The organism is Rahnella rivi, assembly GCF_019049655.1.
GTDB classification, from domain to species: domain Bacteria; phylum Pseudomonadota; class Gammaproteobacteria; order Enterobacterales; family Enterobacteriaceae; genus Rahnella; species Rahnella rivi.
In genome coordinates, this window is the sequence record NZ_JAFMOX010000067.1 from 121,391 (window position 1) to 140,164 (window position 18,774).

Genomic DNA, 18,774 nt, shown 5'->3' on the forward strand with positions numbered 1-18,774 from the left:
TTCTCCATGGCAATTGCCTCTTTATACCAACGCCAGCGGGTTCGCGCCCTGCTGGCGCTCTTATTCGGTGCCTGTGGCACGTTCTCCTTTTCCCCTTATGACTTCTGGCCTGCTGCGATTGTCTCGCTCTGCGGCCTGCTGGCATTAACGCTGGATCGCAGCCCGTCTCAGGCCTCGCTGATCGGCTTCTTCTGGGGAATGGGTCTTTTTGGCAGTGGCGTAAACTGGGTGTATGTCAGTATCGCCACCTTTGGCGGCATGCCGGAAGCCATCAACCTGTTTCTGGTGGTTTTGCTGGCGGCGTATTTGTCGCTTTACACCATGCTGTTTGCCGGCGTATTCAGCAAACTGTGGCCGAAAACAACCTGGTGGAAACTGGCGCTTGCCGCGCCCGCCCTATGGCAAATCACCGAGTTTTTGCGTGGCTGGGTGCTGACTGGTTTTCCGTGGCTGCAATTTGGCTACAGCCAGATCGACGGTCCGCTGAAAGGCCTCGCGCCGATCACCGGTGTTGATGGCATTACGCTGCTGCTGACGTCGTTGAGCGGCCTGCTGGTTTACGCATTCCACCAGCGGCGCATCACGCCGGGAATCATTGCGCTGGCCATGTTATTGCTGCCGTGGCCGTTGCGTTACGTTCACTGGTATCAGGAACAGACGGACAAAACGTTGGATGTCGCGCTGGTTCAGGGCAACATTCCACAGTCGATGAAGTGGGATCCGAAAGCGCTGGAAAGTGCTTTGCAAACCTATCTGGATCTCAGCCGCCCGTACCTTGGCAAAGCCAATATGATCATCTGGCCGGAATCAGCAATTTCAGATATTGAGTCCGATCAGCAAGCCTTCCTGAGTATGGTGGATAACATTTACCGCTCGCACGGCACGCAGCTGGTTACCGGCGTTATTGATGCCCGCCGCAATGAAGAAGGCATGAAGGTGTATAACAGCGCCATTGTGCTCGGCGGCGAGCAGTCTTATCGCTACCCGGACGACAACCGTTTTAATAAACATCATCTGGTACCGTTCGGGGAATTCGTGCCGCTGGAAACCATACTGCGCCCTCTGGCACCGTTCTTCGATTTACCGATGTCGGGGCTCACCAGCGGGGCGTACGTCCAGAAACCACTGATGGTCAGCGGCCTTAATCTGACCACCGCGATTTGCTATGAAGTGGTATTTGGTGAACAGGTGCGCGATAACCTGCAACCGGATACTAACTTTCTGCTGACGATTTCCAATGATGCCTGGTTCGGTCATTCGATTGGTCCGTGGCAGCATTTCCAGATGGCGCGCATGCGTTCACTGGAACTGGGGCGCCCTCTGCTGCGCAGCACCAACAACGGTGTTACCGCGGTTGTGAATGCGCAGGGTGACGTTACGGCCGAAATTCCGCAGTTTACCCGTCAGGTGCTGAACGTGAAGGTTACGCCAACTACCGGCATGACCCCTTACGCACGCATGGGCTGGTGGCCGGTGTGGTTTGTGACCCTGCTCATGGCCGTTGTGGCTATCTGGCTGGGACGTCGTAAAGGCCAGATCATCCCCTGATGTAAGTCATCAATAAGCCCTGTTAAGACAGGGCTATACTGTCAGGCGTCTTCGGGCGCCTGTTCTTTTTTGTCGCAACCCCTTCCCTGCCTGCAAAATCTCTCCCTGTTACCTGCTGCCGATTGTTTGAAAGGCGGTATTAAGCGCTGAATTTTAATTTGCCTTCGAAGTTAAATCAGGCCAACTGGCACGCGTTTTGCTACATCTGTTTGAAAGATATCTGATTAGTGACATTTTTTGACGTCTTGCATCATTTTGGTACAAAAAGGCTGTTCCTCATGCACTTTTGAAGTGCATAGCCTGTTGTCTGCTTTGATTTGGTGCGCGCCCCGTCTCAAAAAAGAAACAATGTTGTTTCATAAATTTCACATTCAGTTATTTTCTAGCTTCATATGACGAGGCATTAGCACTTTCTGATCCCTGAGTTTGGATCCCTAATGACAGCAAGGAGTTGGACATGCAATTGCGCAAATTGGCGTTATCAGTACTGTTGGCAAGCGTTGCCGCAAGCAGCTTTGCCCACGCGGAAGAACTGACCGGCACTCTGAAAAAAATTAAAGATAATGGCGTTATCGTCGTCGGTCACCGTGAGTCCTCGGTGCCATTCTCTTACTACAATAACGAACAGAAAGTCGTAGGTTATTCACAGGACTATTCCAACGCTATCGTTGATGCAGTCAAGAAAAAGCTGGACCTGCCCAACCTGCAAGTAAAAATGATGCCAATCACCTCGCAAAACCGTATCCCGCTGCTGCAAAACGGCACTTACGATTTTGAGTGTGGTTCAACCACCAATAATCTGGAACGTCAGCAACAAGCGGCCTTCTCAGACACCATCTTCGTTATCGGCACCCGTCTGTTGGTCAAAAAAGGCTCAGACATCAAAGATTTCTCTGACCTGAAAGGCAAAACCGTCGTGGTCACCTCCGGCACCACCTCTGAAGTGCTGCTGAACAAACTGAACGAAGAGAAGAAACTGGATCTGCGCATTATCAGCGCCAAAGACCACGGTGACTCTTTCCGTACGCTGGAAACAGGCCGTGCGGTTGCATTCATGATGGATGATGCACTGCTGGCGGGCGAACGTGCCAAAGCCAAAAAACCTGATAACTGGGAAATCATCGGTACGCCGCAGTCGAAAGAAGCTTACGGCTGCATGATGCGTAAAGACGATGTGGAATTCAAAAAACTGGTTGATGACACCATCGTGAAGGCGCAAACCTCCGGTGAAGCAACCAAGTGGTTTGAAACCTGGTTCAAAAAACCTATTCCTCCGAAAAACCTGAACATGAACTTTGAATTGTCTGACGACATGAAAGCCCTGTTCAAAGCACCAAACGATAAAGCACTGTAATAGTAAGCAGACGGGTAGTACCGGGTATTAAAAATAAAGGCTGGCCAACCAGCTTGTGATGATGGTCCGAAAGGACAGACAGACCAGATGCGGGGTGGTCGTTCCCCACCCCGCATTTTTTCCGCCACTCACCCATGTTTATGGTTACGTCATCACTCAGAGGGGTAGTTTATTACCCGTGTCATGGAGTTTTTATGTCAATAGATTGGAACTGGGGCATCTTCCTGCAAGACGCCCCCTTCGGCAATACCACCTATCTGGGCTGGATTTGGAATGGATTTCAGGTCACGGTCGCGTTGTCGATTTGTGCCTGGATTATTGCCTTCTTCGTCGGCTCCCTGTTCGGTATTTTGCGTACCGTCCCCAACCGTTTTCTCTCCGGCATCGGTACCTGTTACGTTGAATTGTTCCGTAACGTGCCGCTGATTGTGCAATTCTTTATCTGGTATCTGGTGGTGCCTGAGCTGTTGCCGGAAAACATCGGCATGTGGTTCAAATCAGAACTCGCGCCGAACGTGCAGTTCTTCACTTCTTCCGTTATCTGTCTCGGCCTGTTTACCGCTGCCCGCGTGTGCGAGCAGGTACGCGCCGCCATCCAGTCGTTACCCAGCGGACAACGCAATGCCGGTCTGGCGATGGGGCTGACGTTGCCTCAAACCTACCGTTATGTGCTGCTGCCAAATGCCTACCGAGTGATCGTGCCACCGATGACCTCCGAGATGGTCAATCTGGTGAAAAACTCCGCCATTGCCTCAACCATCGGTCTGGTGGATATGGCGGCGCAGGCCGGTAAGCTGCTTGATTACTCTGCGCATGCGTATGAATCATTTACTGCCATTACCGTCGCCTACGTCCTCATTAATGCGGTGATTATGCTGCTGATGCATTTTGTAGAACGTAAAGTCCGCCTGCCGGGCAACATGGGAGGTAAATAAATATGCATGAATTTGACTGGAGTTCTATTGGCCCCGGCCTGCCCTATCTGTGGCAAGGCATGGTCATTACCCTCAAGATCACCTCACTGGCGATTGTCGTGGGGATCCTCTGGGGGACCCTGCTGGCGGTAATGCGTCTGTCGACCTTCAAACCGATCAGCTGGTTTGCCACGGCGTACGTCAATCTGTTCCGCGCCGTTCCCCTGGTGATGGTGCTGTTGTGGTTTTATCTGATTGTGCCGGGCTTTCTGCAGAAAGTGCTCGGGCTGTCACCGAAAACCGATATCCGCCTGATTTCCGCGATGGTGGCATTTGCGTTATTTGAAGCGGCTTATTACTCAGAGATTATCCGTGCAGGGATCATCAGTATCGCCCGCGGGCAGTCTTCTGCCGCACTGGCGCTGGGCATGACCCAGTGGCAGTCGATGAAGCTGGTTATCCTGCCGCAGGCCTTCCGTGCGATGGTGCCTTTGTTGCTGACGCAGGCCATCGTTTTGTTCCAGGATACCTCGCTGGTGTATGTGCTCGGCCTCGCAGACTTCTTCCGCAGCGCCTCCAACATTGGTGACCGTGACGGTACGCTGGTGGAGATGGTGTTGTTTGCAGGACTTATTTACTTTGTTATCAGCCTTTCCGCTTCCTTGCTGGTGCGCTATTTGAAGAAAAGGACCGTTTCATGATTTCACTGAAGAATGTTTCTAAATGGTACGGGCACTTCCAGGTGCTCACCGATTGCAGTACCGAAGTTAAAAAAGGTGAAGTTGTGGTGGTTTGCGGGCCGTCCGGGTCAGGTAAATCGACGCTGATTAAAACCGTTAACGGCCTCGAGCCCGTGCAAAAAGGGGAGATTCTGGTTAACGGCACGCAGGTGAACGACAAGAAAACCAATCTGGCGCAGCTGCGGGCGAAAGTCGGCATGGTGTTCCAGCATTTCGAACTGTTCCCGCATTTGTCCATCATTGACAATCTGACGCTGGCTCAGGTCAAAGTGCTTAAACGTAATCAGGCGGAAGCAAAAGACAAAGGGCTGAAACTGCTGGATCGCGTGGGGTTATCTGCGCACGCCAACAAATTCCCCGGTCAGCTTTCCGGGGGACAGCAGCAGCGCGTGGCGATTGCCCGTGCGCTGTGTATGGATCCTATCGCCATGCTGTTTGACGAACCGACCTCCGCGCTCGATCCGGAAATGATCAATGAAGTGCTGGACGTCATGGTTGAGCTGGCAAACGAAGGCATGACGATGATGGTGGTGACCCACGAAATGGGCTTCGCCCGCAAAGTGGCTAACCGCGTGATCTTCATGGATGAAGGGAAAATTGTGGAAGACCGGAATAAAGACGACTTCTTCAATAATCCGCAATCCGATCGTGCCCGTGACTTCCTGGCAAAAATTCTGCACTGATAAGATGATTCAGCCTGCTACCGGGAGAACCCGGTGCAGGCTGACTTATCAATCAAGGTTCAAAAGCATGGCGTGAAAATTCAGTATGTCCGCATTTAGGGCATTTACTCAGGATTTCAGGCGTATACACCGCCAGGCTGAACTGGCAATTCTCACACACCAGATTCCCCAGCCCCACCACTTCCCCGCTGTGATACACACCGTGATGATTCACGTCTTTAAAGACTTCTTTCCATTCAAGCTGCGTTTTGTCGGTCATGTCCGCCAGCTCTTTCCACAGACTTTCTTTCAGAACCCGCATAAACACGCTGTCGGTGCTGTCATCAGCGACGACCTGCTGGTTCTCGGTATAATTACGGGCAAATTCATGCAAATCACGCCGCACGGCGGAGGTTAACTGTTCAATCTGGATTTCAGACAGCTTGCCTTCCTCCTGCAAACGTACGCGGGCATCCTGTACCAGCGCACTGATATCACGTTCACCATTTTTTAATCGCTCAGTCAGCGAAGTGACTAACTGACGGTAATTTTGGGTAATATTGCTCATCATTTCCTCTCCTTGAACACACATAACCGTTCACCCGGCAGTTGCTTACTTGTCTTTATTTTAGTCGTAAATCCCTGATCCGTGGCGAAGATTATCCCGGCCTGCTTCGCAGATTGTGAATAATGGGCCATATGCGGGCAGAAATCCCCGTTAGCCCGTCGCTGGGTGTTGTTGCTGCCTCTGCTTATCGGCTATGCTATGCGGATCTTTTGATTAAAACTTTTTGAGCTACAGGCGTAGCTGTTTTCACTCACAGGACCACCGGCCGCCATGCAAGAGCAATACCGTCCAGAAGACATCGAGTCACACGTTCAGCTTCACTGGCAAGAGAAGCAAACTTTCAAAGTTACCGAACAGCCTGGCAAGGAGAAGTACTACTGTCTCTCCATGTTGCCTTACCCGTCAGGCCGCCTCCACATGGGGCACGTGCGCAACTACACCATCGGTGACGTGATTTCCCGTTATCAGCGCATGCTCGGTAAAAACGTTCTGCAGCCAATCGGCTGGGATGCATTCGGCCTGCCAGCTGAAGGCGCGGCGGTGAAAAACAACACTGCTCCTGCGCCATGGACGTACGAAAATATCGAATACATGAAGAACCAGCTAAAACTGCTGGGCTTCGGCTATGACTGGGATCGCGAAATTGCGACCTGCAAACCCGATTACTACCGCTGGGAACAATGGTTCTTCACCAAGCTGTATGAAAAAGGTCTGGTTTATAAGAAGACTTCGGCGGTGAACTGGTGCCCGCATGACCTGACCGTTCTGGCGAACGAACAGGTGATTGACGGCTGCTGCTGGCGTTGTGATACCAAAGTAGAACGTAAAGAAATTCCACAGTGGTTTATCAAAATCACCGATTACGCCGATCAGTTGCTTAACGATCTGGACACGCTGGAAAGCTGGCCGGAGCAGGTGAAAACCATGCAGCGCAACTGGATTGGCCGTTCCGAAGGCGTGGAAATCACTTTTGACGTGGCAGACAGCGACGAAAAAGTGACGGTTTACACCACCCGTCCGGACACCTTCATGGGCGCGACTTATGTCGCCGTTGCCGCGGGTCATCCGCTGGCGCAACAAGGTGCACAAAACAATCCTGCCCTGAACGATTTCATCGACGAATGCCGTAATACCAAAGTGGCCGAAGCAGAAATGGCGACAATGGAGAAAAAAGGCATGGCAACCGGCCTGTTTGCTATTCACCCGCTGTCCGGTGAAAAGCTGCCAATCTGGGTCGCTAACTTCGTTCTGATGGAATACGGCACGGGCGCAGTGATGGCCGTTCCGGGTCACGACCAGCGTGACTGGGAATTCGCCACCAAATATAACCTGCAAATCAAACCGGTTATCCTGAACGCCGATGGCAGCCATCCTGAAATCACCGCAGAAGCGATGACCGAGAAAGGCACGCTGTTCAATTCAGGCGAATTCGACGGGCTGAACCACGAAGACGGTTTCAATGCCATTGCTGACAAACTGGTTGCTCAGGGTGTCGGTAAGCGCAAAGTTAACTACCGTCTGCGCGACTGGGGGGTTTCCCGTCAGCGTTACTGGGGCGCCCCTATCCCGATGATCACGCTGGAAGACGGCACCGTAATCCCGACACCAGAAGATCAACTGCCGGTCATTCTGCCGGAAGATGTGGTCATGGACGGCATCACCAGCCCAATCAAAGCTGACCCTGAGTGGGCAAAAACCACCGTGAACGGCATGCCGGGTCTGCGTGAAACCGACACCTTTGACACCTTCATGGAGTCTTCCTGGTACTACGCACGCTACACCTGTCCGCAATACGACGAAGGTATGCTGGATCCGGCTGCGGCCAACTACTGGCTGCCTGTTGATCAGTATGTGGGCGGTATCGAACACGCCATCATGCACCTGATGTACTTCCGCTTCTTCCACAAACTGATGCGCGATGCAGGTCTGGTTGATTCTGACGAACCGGCTAAACGTCTGTTGTGTCAGGGCATGGTGTTGGCTGATGCCTTCTATTACACCGGCAACAGCGGCGAACGCGTCTGGGTTTCCCCGGTAGATGCCACCGTTGAGCGTGACGAGAAAGGCCGTATCACTAAAGCGACCGACCCGCAGGGCCGTGAGCTGGTGTATGCCGGTATGAGCAAGATGTCCAAGTCTAAAAACAACGGCATCGACCCTCAGGTTATGGTCGAGAAATACGGCGCAGACACCGTACGTCTGTTTATGATGTTCGCTTCTCCGGCAGAAATGACGCTGGAATGGCAGGAGTCCGGCGTTGAAGGGGCTAACCGCTTCCTCAAACGTGTCTGGAAACTGGCCTTTGAGCATTCCCAAAAAGGTGCCACCGCCGCGCTGGATGTTGCGTCACTGAACGAAGCGCAGAAAGATTTGCGTCGTGATGTGCATAAAACCATTGCGAAAGTGACCGATGATATCGGCCGTCGTCAGACCTTCAACACTGCGATTGCCGCTGTGATGGAACTGATGAACAAGCTGGGCCGTGCGCCGCAGGAAAGCGAACAAGATCGCGCCCTGCTGCAGGAAGCCCTGCTGGCCGTGGTTCGCATGCTTTATCCGTTCACTCCGCACGTGTGCTTCAGCCTCTGGCAGGCGCTCAACGGCGAAGGTGATGTGGATACCGCACCGTGGCCACAGGCTGATGAACAGGCTATGGTCGAAGACTCCAAACTGGTCGTTGTGCAGGTGAACGGTAAAGTGCGTGCTAAAATCACCGTAGCCGCTGATGCTACCGAGCAACAAGTGCGCGAGCGTGCGGCAGAAGAACATTTGGTCGCTAAATATCTGGATGGGGTTACGGTTCGCAAAGTAATCTACGTCCCGGGCAAACTGCTTAACCTGGTTGTAGGTTGAGTCAAGGAGGAGCTGTGCGACATCGAATAGTGACACTGCTGCTGACCGCAGCAGTCATGGTTACCGCAGGCTGTGGATTCCACTTACGTGGAAAAACCAATGTGCCTGACGAACTGCAAACTATCGTTCTGGACAGCGGGGATCCGTACGGGCCGTTAACGCGGGATATCCGTACACAATTGCGTTTAAGCAATGTGACGATCGTTGATGATCCAACCGGTAAGCACAAAGATATTCCATCACTGCGAATCGGGCCTGAACTAAGCGGTCAGACTACTGCATCGGTATTCCAGGACGGTAAAACGGCTGAGTATCAGATGCAGATGAGCGTCAGCGCGACGGTTCTGATGCCGGGTAAAGACATCTATCCGCTCCACGTGACTGTCTTCCGTTCATTCTTTGATAACCCGTTAACGGCGTTGGCAAAAGATAACGAACAGGAGATTATCCTGGAGGAGATGCGTCAGCAGGCCGCTCAACAACTGATCCGTAAATTATTAACGGTTCACGCGTCTGAAATGCGTAAAGCAGAGCAAGTTGATGGTCAGGTAGAAGTGATCACTACCGGTTCCTCTGCCAGCAAATCCTCTGATGCCATGACGTCCCCGTCGTCTGTTACCCCTGCGGTATCAACGACACCGGCCAGCACAACGGCACAATGATCCGAGTTTATCCGGAACAACTCGACGCGCAGCTCCGTGAGGGGCTGCGCGCTTGTTATGTGTTATGTGGCAATGATCCGCTTCTTTTGCAGGAAAGTCAGGACAGCATCCGCAAAGCGGCGCAGCTGGCTGATTTTCAGGAACACTACACGTTTATTCTCGATGCCCATACCGAATGGGATTCAATTTTCAGCACCTGTCAGGCACTGAGCCTGTTTGCCAGCCGGCAGACACTGATGCTGATGCTGCCTGAAAATGGCCCTACCGCGCCAATGGCAGAACCGTTACTGAAGCTGACCACGCTGCTGCACGATGATATTTTGCTGGTCCTTCGTGGCACAAAACTCACCAAAGGCCAGGAAAACAGCGCGTGGTTTAAAGCGCTGAGTGATAAAGGCGTGTTTGTCAGTTGCCAGACGCCGGAGCAGGCACAGCTCCCACGCTGGGTAACCCGCCGTGCAAAAGCCCTTTCGCTTGAGCTCGATGAGCCCGCCAATCAGCTACTATGCTACTGCTACGAAGGCAATTTACTGGCTTTAGCACAATCCCTGGAACGCCTTTCACTGCTTTATCCGGACGGGAAACTGACATTACCCCGGGTAGAAGCGGCCGTGAATGATGCGGCGCATTTCACGCCATATCACTGGCTTGATGCACTGCTGGCAGGAAAAAGTAAACGCGCCTGGCATATCTTGCGTCAGTTGCAACAGGAAGACAGCGAACCGGTAATATTGTTGCGCACTGTGCAACGCGAACTGCTGATGTTGCTGAACCTGAAACGTAAAATGGACAGCGCGCCGCTGCGTACGTTGTTCGATCAGCAAAAAGTCTGGCAAAATCGCCGGACGCTGGTGACGCAGGCGCTTCAGCGTTTATCTCTGGAAGAACTTTATCGGGCGGTACGTTTGCTGACGCAAATGGAAATTACGCTCAAGCAGGATTACGGTCAGTCCATTTGGCCGGAGCTTGAAAGTCTTTCCATGCTACTTTGTGGCAAACCTTTACCCGCCAGTTCGTACTGACGCAGGACTTGGACATTTCCATGCCGGTTATCCCTACGCTCTCCTCTGACGATACTGCGCCGTTACAGGCTTTTTTTGGCGGGACTTTCGATCCTGTTCATTTCGGCCATCTCAAACCAGTCACGCGTCTGGCGCAGGACATCGGTCTGGAACGTGTGACGTTACTTCCCAACAATGTCCCCCCGCATCGCCCGCAACCCGGTGCCAGCCCGCAACAGCGTTTGCGCATGGTAGAACTGGCCGTGGGGGGAAATCCGCTATTTTCAGTGGACCCCCGGGAACTGTCCGTCGACACCCCGTCGTACACCATTGAGACACTTGCAACGTTACGTAAAGAACATGGCGAGAGCTGTCCTCTGGCGTTTATCATTGGCCAGGACTCGTTGTTGACGTTACATAAATGGTATCGCTGGGAGTCTTTGCTGGATTTTTGCCACCTGATTGTCATGGCACGACCGGGTTATCAGGAACAACTCGATACACCGGCGCTCCAGCACTGGTATGATGCCCACCGGGTGACTGAGCCTCAAAAACTCAAACAACGCCCTGCTGGTTTCATTTATCAGGCGCATACACCTTTGCTGAATATTTCAGCGACACAAATTCGCGAGCGCCGCCAGGCCGGTCTTGATTGTTCAGATCTGCTGCCTTTCGCCGTTGAGCGCTATATAGAATCACAGGGCTTGTACCGCGCGTAGCCATCGCGTGGTATACTGCGCCGCTAAATTTCGGCTCCCGATAACGTCGCGTCTTTCATCAATTTAATTTATTGATTATTAAACGCTTTAAGACGTTTTACAGATTGCCGCTATGCCACTCCTTCATGAGAACGATCATCGCTCAGGTGCTTCACCGGCGGACGTCTTATGGAGTCAACGTGTTTCAAAACATCCCCAGGGGGAACCTTTGCAAGGTAAAGCGCTCCAAGATTTTGTTATCGATAAAGTCGATGACCTGAAAGCACAAGACATCATTGCCATTGATGTTGTAGGTAAATCCAGTATTACTGATTGCATGATTATCTGTACCGGTACATCCAGCCGTCACGTTGTCTCTATCGCCGGTCACCTGGTGGAAGAAGTCAAAGCCGTGGGCATTGATGCAATGGGTGTAAAAGGCATTAACGAAGCCGACTGGGTCGTTGTCGATCTGGGTGAAGTGATTGTTCACGTCATGCAGGAAGAAAGCCGTCAGCTTTACGAGCTCGAGAAACTCTGGGGCTGATACGTGAAACTGCAACTTGTCGCCGTCGGCACCAAAATGCCAGACTGGGTACAAACCGGTTTTACCGATTATCTGCACCGTTTTCCCAAAGATATGCCGTTTGAACTGACTGAAGTTCCGGCCGGGAAACGTGGGAAAAATGCAGACATCAAACGCATTCTTGAAAAAGAAGGCGAACAGATGCTGGCTGCAGTCGGAAAGGGAAACCGCATTGTCACGCTGGATATTCCAGGGACACCGTGGGAAACCCCGCAACTGGCGCAACAACTGGAACGCTGGAAACAGGACGGGCGCAACGTCAGCCTGTTGATAGGCGGTCCGGAAGGGCTGGCACCGGCCTGTAAGGCCGCGGCGGAACAGAGCTGGTCGCTCTCTCCGTTGACGCTTCCGCACCCGCTGGTTCGGGTTCTGGTCGCGGAAAGCCTTTACCGCGCCTGGAGTATCACCACCAATCATCCATACCACCGCGAATAACGGGTGGTGAATTGAATGTCAGCAACATGAATTAAGTAGTGGGATGAAAATAGATCGTAACCCTTTTCGCGACTATACGGCTGAATCAGCCCTCTTCGTGCGCCGTGCACTGGTGGCGTTTATCGGCATTCTGCTACTTAGCGGTGTCCTGGCCTTCAATCTGTATAACCTGCAAATTGTTCGTTTTCAGGACTACCAGACCCGTTCCAATGATAACCGGATTAAGCTGGTGCCCATTGCGCCCAGCCGCGGGATTATCTATGACCGCAACGGCACCCCCCTGGCGCTGAACCGCACCATTTACCAGCTCGAACTGGTACCGGAAAAGGTGGATGATTTACAGGCCACGCTGGAAGCCCTCAAGCCTATCGTCGATTTAACCTCTGACGATATCGATAATTTTAAGAAAGAACGCCAGCGTTCCCGCCGCTTCACGTCCATTGCGGTCAAAACCGCACTGACAGAAGTTCAGGTCGCCCGTTTTTCTGTAAACCAGTTCCACTTCCCCGGCGTGGAAGTAAAAGGCTATCAGCGCCGCTACTATCCTTACGGATCTGCGCTGACGCACGTCATTGGCTATGTGTCGAAAATTAACGATCGTGATGTGGAACGTCTGGATAAAGACGGGATTCTGGCGAACTACGCGGCTACGCATGATATCGGCAAACTCGGCATCGAACGCTATTACGAAGACACCCTGCACGGCAAAACCGGTTACGAAGAAGTCGAAGTTAATAACCGTGGACGGGTGATCCGCCAGTTGCACGAAGAACCGCCGCAGGCAGGTAAAGACATTTATCTGACCATCGATCTGCCTTTGCAGCAGTATATTGAAGAACTTCTGACCACCAGCCGCGCGGCGGTAGTGGTGAGCGATCCGCGTGATGGTGCAATACGCGCGCTGGTTTCCAACCCAAGCTACGATCCGAATCTGTTCGTCGAGGGGATCTCCAGCAAAGATTACACCCGTCTGCTAAACGATGCCGATAAACCGCTGATCAACCGCACCACGCAGGGCGTGTATCCACCGGCCTCAACGGTAAAACCTTACATTTCTGTGTCTGCGCTGACCTCCGGCGTGATCACCAAAAACACCTCATTATTTGATCCGGGCTGGTGGCAGTTACCAGGCTCGGATAAGCGTTATCGCGACTGGAAACACTGGGGGCACGGGCGTCTGAACGTCACCAAAGCGCTTGAGGAATCCGCCGATACCTTCTTCTACCAGGTTGCGTACGATATGGGTATCGACCGGCTTTCAGAATGGATGGGTAAATTTGGTTACGGGCATTATACCGGGATCGATTTATCGGAAGAGCGCAGCGGGAATATGCCAAACCGTGACTGGAAGTTTAAACGCTTTAAGAAACCCTGGTATCAGGGTGACACCATTCCGGTCGGCATCGGGCAAGGCTACTGGACAGCCACGCCGATACAGATCATGAAGGCGATGACGACGTTGATCAATGACGGAGATGTCAAAACACCGCATCTGTTGCTGAGTACCACAAATGACGGCAAACAGGTGCCTTATCGCCAGGAAGAAACCACGCAAATTGGTGATATCCATTCCGGCTACTGGGAAATTGCCAAAGACGGCATGTACGGCGTAGCCAACCGGCCGAACGGTACCGCAAGGAAATATTTCGCTGATGCGCCTTACAAAGCCGCGGCGAAATCCGGTACAGCACAAGTTTACGGTTTGAAAGCCAATGAAATCTATAATGCGCATAAGATTGCCGAGCATCTGCGCGACCACAAACTGATGACCTCTTTTGCCCCGTACGACAAGCCCACCGTGGCTGTTGCCGTGGTGCTGGAGAACGGCGGTGCGGGTCCGGCGGTGGGGACAATTTCCCGACAGATCCTCGACCATATTTTATTGGGCGACAACAAGACACAATTACCGGCTGAGGCCCCCGTGGCACCCGGAACCGAAGGTGATTAACCGGCAATGACTGAGAACCAACAAAAAAGATCATTGTGGTCGAAAATGCATATCGACCTGACGATGCTGCTGATCATTCTTGCGCTACTGACCTACAGTGCGTTCGTGATGTGGAGCGCCAGCGGTCAGGATATGGGCATGATGGAACGTAAAGTCGGCCAGATCCTGATGGGTTTGGTGATCATGCTGGTCATGGCGCAAATCCCGCCACGCGTCTATGAAAGCTGGGCGCCGTATCTCTATATTTTCTGCGTATTCCTGCTGGTGCTGGTGGATGCGTTCGGCAGTATCAGTAAAGGCGCACAGCGCTGGCTGGATCTGGGCATCATCAAATTCCAGCCGTCAGAACTGGCAAAAATCGCCGTGCCGCTGATGGTGGCGCGTTTTATCAACCGCGACGTCTGCCCGCCTTCGCTGAAAAATACCGCCATTGCGCTGGCGCTGATTTTCATACCTACCCTGCTGGTGGCGGCACAGCCCGACCTCGGCACCTCGATTCTCATCGCTGCTTCCGGCTTGTTTGTGCTCTTCCTGTCAGGCATGAGCTGGAAACTGATTGCCGTCGCCGCCATTCTGGTCGCGGCCTTTATCCCGATTCTGTGGTTCTTCCTGATGCACGATTATCAGCGCGACCGCGTGATGATGTTGCTGGATCCGGAAAGCGATCCGCTCGGGGCGGGCTATCACATTATTCAGTCGAAAATTGCCATCGGCTCAGGTGGTTTCTCCGGTAAAGGCTGGTTGCACGGCACCCAGTCCCAGCTGGAATTCCTGCCGGAACGCCATACCGACTTTATCTTTGCCGTGCTTGCCGAGGAACTGGGGCTGATTGGCGTTCTGGTGTTACTCGGCCTGTACTTATGCCTGATTATGCGCGGACTGATGATCGCCGCCCATGCCCAGACAACCTTTGGGCGGGTGATGTCCGGCGGCCTGATGCTTATACTGTTTGTGTATGTGTTTGTTAACATCGGCATGGTCAGTGGTATTGTCCCGGTGGTTGGGGTACCTTTGCCTCTGGTCAGCTATGGCGGGTCAGCACTCATCGTGCTAATGGCAGGGTTTGGTATCGTCATGTCGATACATACTCATCGAAAAATGATGTCAAAAAATTTATAGAGGTGAGCAATGCGTAAGGAGTGGCTTGGAGCTGTCATTATCGGTTTGCTGTTAAGTGGTTGTGCCACTGAAGAGACACAGCAACAACAACCGGCACCGCAGCAAGCCTACAATGGCCCTGTGGTAGAAATCGGCGGGGCTGATCCGCGTTACGAACCTTATAACCAGGGCACGATGCAGGATTATACCGTTAACGGTAAAACCTATAAAATCGTCAAAGATCCGTCCAACTTCTCGCAGGTAGGTCAGGCAGCCTGGTACGGGCAAGAGAACGGCGGGAACACGACCGCGATTGGCGAAGAATTTGATCCAACCGCCATGACCGCCGCCCACCCTACACTGCCGATCCCAAGCTATGTGCGCGTGACGAACATGGCAACCGGCCGCATGCTGGTCGTGCGTGTCAATGACCGTGGTCCTTATGTGCCGGGTAAAATTATCGACCTGTCACAAGCCGCCGCCGATCGCCTGAATCTGACCAACAGCACGAAAGTACGTATCGATTTCATTAATGTGGCGCAGGACGGCACGATGACAGGGCCGGGCACCATCGGCACGACCGTCGCCAAACAGTCTTACGCACTGCCCGCGCGCCCGAGTTTAGGGGCCAGTGAAATGGGCACGCCAACGCTGTCTGCTGAACCGGTAAATGCTGCGGATGTCCGTCCGATCAGCAACAGTACGCTGAGCAATCAAGGCGCTGCCCCGCTCACAAATGATGAGAGTGGAAATGCCAACGTCACGGCCGCGACGCAATCCGGTAACAGCGGCAGTGGAGGTTTCCTCAGCGCACCGACGCCGCTGCGTAATGGCGTTCTTGAAAGCAGTGAACCTGTCGCCGCACCGGTAATGGCCAGTGCAGCGCCTGTCGCCGCGACGGCTGCCGTGGCCGCGCCTGCGCACACGTCTGCCATCCCGACCTCAGGCTATATGGTTCAGGTTGGCGCGCTGAGTAATCCGCAAAATGCACAGCTTTGGCAGAAAAGCCTCAGCCAGCGTTTCTCGGTGCCAGGAAAAGTTCAGGCCAATGGCAGCACCTATCGCGTGCAGCTCGGCCCGTTCAGCACCCGCCAGCAGGCCGAACAGTTGAAACAACGACTGGCCAGCGAAGCACAGCAGCAATCCTTCGTCACAGCCGGTATGTAACCGATTTGAACAGGGCGTAAGCCCTGTTTCATAAGTAAAAATCAGTAAGCGCCGGTAATCGCAGATGTCTGACGTCTGACTCTTCTGCTATAGTGACGCACGTTTATCACCTACTCCTACGGATGTTGTTGTCCCGATCATGAAACTTGTAAACACTTCACGTCTCGTCAAAAGCCTCGCATTTGGCACCGTCATCTCCTTCAGTGCAGCGTCCGCTTATGCCGACGATGTTAATTTAAAAACAATGATCCCTGGCGTTCCGCAAATTGATGCAGAAGCCTATGTCCTGATCGACTACAACTCCGGCAAAGTGTTGGCAGAAATGAATGCCGATGCCCGTCGTGACCCGGCCAGCCTGACTAAAATGATGACCAGCTACGTGATCGGTCAGTCCATCAAAGCAGGTAAAATCAGCCCGACCGATATCGTCACCGTCGGCCAGGATGCCTGGGCAACCGGCAACCCGGTCTTCAAAGGTTCTTCCCTGATGTTCCTCAAACCTGGCGATCGCGTGCCGGTTTCAGAACTGAACCGTGGCATTATTTTACAATCAGGTAATGATGCCTGCGTGGCGATGGCTGACCATGTCGCCGGCAGTCAGGACGCCTTCGTTGCCATGATGAATAACTACGTCAACGCGCTCGGCCTGAAAAATACCCACTTCGGTACAGTTCATGGTCTGGATGCGGAAGGCCAGTACAGCTCGGCGCGTGATATGGCGTTAATCGGCCAGGCACTGATCCGCGATGTGCCGGAAGAGTACGCCACCTACAAAGAGAAAGAATTCACCTTCAACAATATCCGCCAGATGAACCGTAACGGTTTACTGTGGGATAACAGCCTGAACGTGGATGGCATCAAAACCGGTCATACCGAATCTGCAGGTTATAACCTGGTGGCTTCAGCGACTGAAGGCCAGATGCGTCTGATCTCAGCGGTGATGGGTGGTCACACCTACAAAGGGCGTGAAGTTGAAAGCAAAAAGCTGCTGACCTGGGGCTTCCGTTTCTTCGAAACCGTTTCTCCGCTCAAAGCAGGCAAAGAGTTCGCATCTGAACCCGTCTGGTTTGGTGATACCGATCGTGTGGCGCTGGGCGTGGAAAAAGATGCTTACCTGACCATCCCTCGCGGTCGTATGAAAGATTTGAAAGCCAGTTACGTCATCAATACGCCAGAACTGCACGCACCATTGCAGAAAAATCAGGTGGTCGGCTCGATCAACTTCCAGCTTGATGGCAAAACCATTGATGAGCGCCCTCTGGTTGTCATGAACGAAGTGAAAGAAGGCGGTTTCTTCGGGCGTATCGTGGATTACATCAAACTGATGTTCCATCACTGGTTTGGTTAATTTGCCTGCTTGAAATAGTTTGCAACAGTACCCATATAGTGGGTATAGATATTAGCTCCCGCTCCGGCGGGAGTTATACTTTCAGAGACAATACTTAATACGCGGTACAACACGCTGGAGTGCACATGAAAACCAAACTGAACGAACTGCTCGAATTCCCTTGCACCTTTACCTACAAAGTAATGGGCCTGGCACAACCCGAGCTGGTGGACCAGGTTGTTGAAGTCGTGCAACGCCATGCGCCTGGCGATTACAATCCTCAGGTAAAACCGAGCAGCAAAGGGAATTTCCACTCCGTTTCTATTACGATCACTGCCACGCACATCGATCAGGTCGAAACCCTGTACGATGAGCTGGGTAATATCGAAATTGTCCGCATGGTGCTGTAAGCCCTTTCTGAATGATCCGCGCCTGAGCGACTCTCTCGCGCGGTTTTCTCCCTTCTGATGACGATAACCGCCGTGCAATCACAAAATCCGCAAGAACGTATCGTACTGCGCCAGCTTGGCCTGCAGCCTTATGAACCGGTTTCACTGGCTATGCATCATTTCACTGAACACCGTACAGCCGACTCTTTTGATGAGATCTGGCTGGTTCAGCATCACCGCGTCTTTACTCAGGGTCAGGCGGGCAAAGCAGAACACGTGCTGATGCCGGGTGATATTCCTGTTGTCCAGAGCGATCGCGGCGGCCAGGTGACCTACCACGGCCCCGGCCAGCAGGTGATGTACGTCATGGTAGATTTGAAGCGGAAAAAGCTCGGCGTACGCCAGCTAGTTACCGCCATCGAACAGACCGTTGTCGATACGCTGGCGCATTTTTCCATTGATGCCTATCCGCGTGCCGATGCGCCGGGTGTCTACGTCGATGGCAAAAAAATCTGCTCTCTCGGGCTGCGCATTCGCAAAGGATGCTCACTGCATGGTCTGGCGCTGAACATTGATATGGATCTGGAACCTTTCCATCGTATCAACCCTTGCGGTTACGCCGGGCTGGAAATGACGCAGGCCAGTCTTGAGAAGCCGGGGCTGACGGTTGATGACGTCATGCCTGTACTGGTAAAGTCCTTTAATCATCAACTTAATTATCTGCAGGTTGATGATCTTCCATGGCGGCCGGAGTCATATTCCTCCCCCACCCTGTGATGCCGGATTGTGTATCAGGCAGGCAAAACGACTAATAACGAGTTTTA

18 protein-coding genes are annotated in these 18,774 nt (G+C 52.9%); 17 read left to right on the plus strand and 1 reads right to left on the minus strand.

What is annotated here, in order from left to right:
- Positions 1-6 precede the first annotated feature (6 nt).
- The 5 genes from lnt to J1779_RS23680 all read left to right on the plus strand — a co-directional run bounded on the left by lnt (position 7) and on the right by J1779_RS23680 (position 5,239).
- Positions 7-1,548 carry an apolipoprotein N-acyltransferase gene (gene lnt, locus J1779_RS23660; protein ID WP_217204933.1) on the plus strand — a complete coding sequence of 514 codons (1,542 nt, stop codon included), beginning with the start codon at positions 7-9 and terminating at the stop codon, positions 1,546-1,548.
- A 457-nt stretch (positions 1,549-2,005) separates the two neighbouring features.
- Positions 2,006-2,902: an amino acid ABC transporter substrate-binding protein gene (locus J1779_RS23665; RefSeq protein ID WP_217204934.1), complete on the plus strand. Its 897-nt coding sequence runs from the start codon at positions 2,006-2,008 to the stop codon at positions 2,900-2,902.
- Positions 2,903-3,096: 194 nt separating this feature from the next.
- A complete protein-coding gene (locus J1779_RS23670; protein ID WP_056771518.1) occupies positions 3,097-3,837 on the plus strand; it encodes an amino acid ABC transporter permease in 741 nt (246 codons plus the stop codon).
- 2 nt (positions 3,838-3,839) lie between these two features.
- Complete coding sequence (gltK, locus tag J1779_RS23675) at positions 3,840-4,517, plus strand: glutamate/aspartate ABC transporter permease GltK (protein ID WP_056771515.1); 678 nt, start codon at positions 3,840-3,842, stop codon at positions 4,515-4,517.
- Complete coding sequence (locus J1779_RS23680) at positions 4,514-5,239, plus strand: amino acid ABC transporter ATP-binding protein (protein WP_056771512.1); 726 nt, start codon at positions 4,514-4,516, stop codon at positions 5,237-5,239. Before gltK ends, J1779_RS23680 begins: the two co-directional genes overlap by 4 nt.
- Positions 5,240-5,291: 52 nt before the next feature.
- Here J1779_RS23680 and J1779_RS23685 read toward each other — a convergent pair whose 3' ends face one another.
- Positions 5,292-5,786 (minus strand): zinc ribbon-containing protein, encoded by a 495-nt coding sequence (locus tag J1779_RS23685; RefSeq protein ID WP_217205059.1) that lies wholly within the window; start codon positions 5,784-5,786, stop codon positions 5,292-5,294.
- A gap of 270 nt (positions 5,787-6,056) precedes the next feature.
- Here J1779_RS23685 and leuS point away from each other — a divergent pair, with 270 nt between their 5' ends.
- The 12 genes from leuS (at position 6,057) to lipB (ending at position 18,727) form a co-directional block, all read left to right on the plus strand.
- Positions 6,057-8,639: a leucine--tRNA ligase gene (gene leuS, locus J1779_RS23690; protein ID WP_217204935.1), complete on the plus strand. Its 2,583-nt coding sequence runs from the start codon at positions 6,057-6,059 to the stop codon at positions 8,637-8,639.
- A gap of 14 nt (positions 8,640-8,653) precedes the next feature.
- Positions 8,654-9,301, plus strand: coding sequence for an LPS assembly lipoprotein LptE (gene lptE, locus J1779_RS23695; protein WP_217204936.1), 648 nt, complete (start codon positions 8,654-8,656; stop codon positions 9,299-9,301).
- Entirely contained in the window at positions 9,298-10,323 is a 1,026-nt protein-coding gene (holA, locus tag J1779_RS23700; protein ID WP_217204937.1) for a DNA polymerase III subunit delta, read from the plus strand. Before lptE ends, holA begins: the two co-directional genes overlap by 4 nt.
- Before the next feature lie 29 nt (positions 10,324-10,352).
- Complete coding sequence (gene nadD / locus J1779_RS23705) at positions 10,353-11,021, plus strand: nicotinate-nucleotide adenylyltransferase (protein ID WP_217205060.1); 669 nt, start codon at positions 10,353-10,355, stop codon at positions 11,019-11,021.
- 208 nt (positions 11,022-11,229) lie between these two features.
- Positions 11,230-11,547: a ribosome silencing factor gene (gene rsfS / locus J1779_RS23710; RefSeq protein ID WP_056771497.1), complete on the plus strand. Its 318-nt coding sequence runs from the start codon at positions 11,230-11,232 to the stop codon at positions 11,545-11,547.
- Between the two features lie 3 nt (positions 11,548-11,550).
- Positions 11,551-12,021, plus strand: coding sequence for a 23S rRNA (pseudouridine(1915)-N(3))-methyltransferase RlmH (gene rlmH / locus J1779_RS23715; protein ID WP_056771495.1), 471 nt, complete (start codon positions 11,551-11,553; stop codon positions 12,019-12,021).
- Between the two features lie 43 nt (positions 12,022-12,064).
- Positions 12,065-13,969, plus strand: a complete 1,905-nt coding sequence (gene mrdA, locus J1779_RS23720; RefSeq protein WP_122095882.1) for a peptidoglycan DD-transpeptidase MrdA — start codon at positions 12,065-12,067, stop codon at positions 13,967-13,969.
- 6 nt (positions 13,970-13,975) lie between these two features.
- The gene (mrdB, locus tag J1779_RS23725) at positions 13,976-15,088 is read left to right on the plus strand and encodes a peptidoglycan glycosyltransferase MrdB (protein WP_056771490.1); all 1,113 of its coding nucleotides are present in this window, start codon (positions 13,976-13,978) and stop codon (positions 15,086-15,088) included.
- A 9-nt stretch (positions 15,089-15,097) separates the two neighbouring features.
- A complete protein-coding gene (gene rlpA / locus J1779_RS23730; RefSeq protein ID WP_217204938.1) occupies positions 15,098-16,234 on the plus strand; it encodes an endolytic peptidoglycan transglycosylase RlpA in 1,137 nt (378 codons plus the stop codon).
- A gap of 139 nt (positions 16,235-16,373) precedes the next feature.
- The gene (gene dacA / locus J1779_RS23735; protein ID WP_056771485.1) at positions 16,374-17,582 is read left to right on the plus strand and encodes a D-alanyl-D-alanine carboxypeptidase DacA; all 1,209 of its coding nucleotides are present in this window, start codon (positions 16,374-16,376) and stop codon (positions 17,580-17,582) included.
- 125 nt (positions 17,583-17,707) lie between these two features.
- Positions 17,708-17,971, plus strand: a complete 264-nt coding sequence (gene ybeD, locus J1779_RS23740) for a DUF493 family protein YbeD (protein WP_056771481.1) — start codon at positions 17,708-17,710, stop codon at positions 17,969-17,971.
- Between the two features lie 57 nt (positions 17,972-18,028).
- Complete coding sequence (lipB, locus tag J1779_RS23745) at positions 18,029-18,727, plus strand: lipoyl(octanoyl) transferase LipB (RefSeq protein WP_217204939.1); 699 nt, start codon at positions 18,029-18,031, stop codon at positions 18,725-18,727.
- Positions 18,728-18,774: the final 47 nt, after the last annotated feature.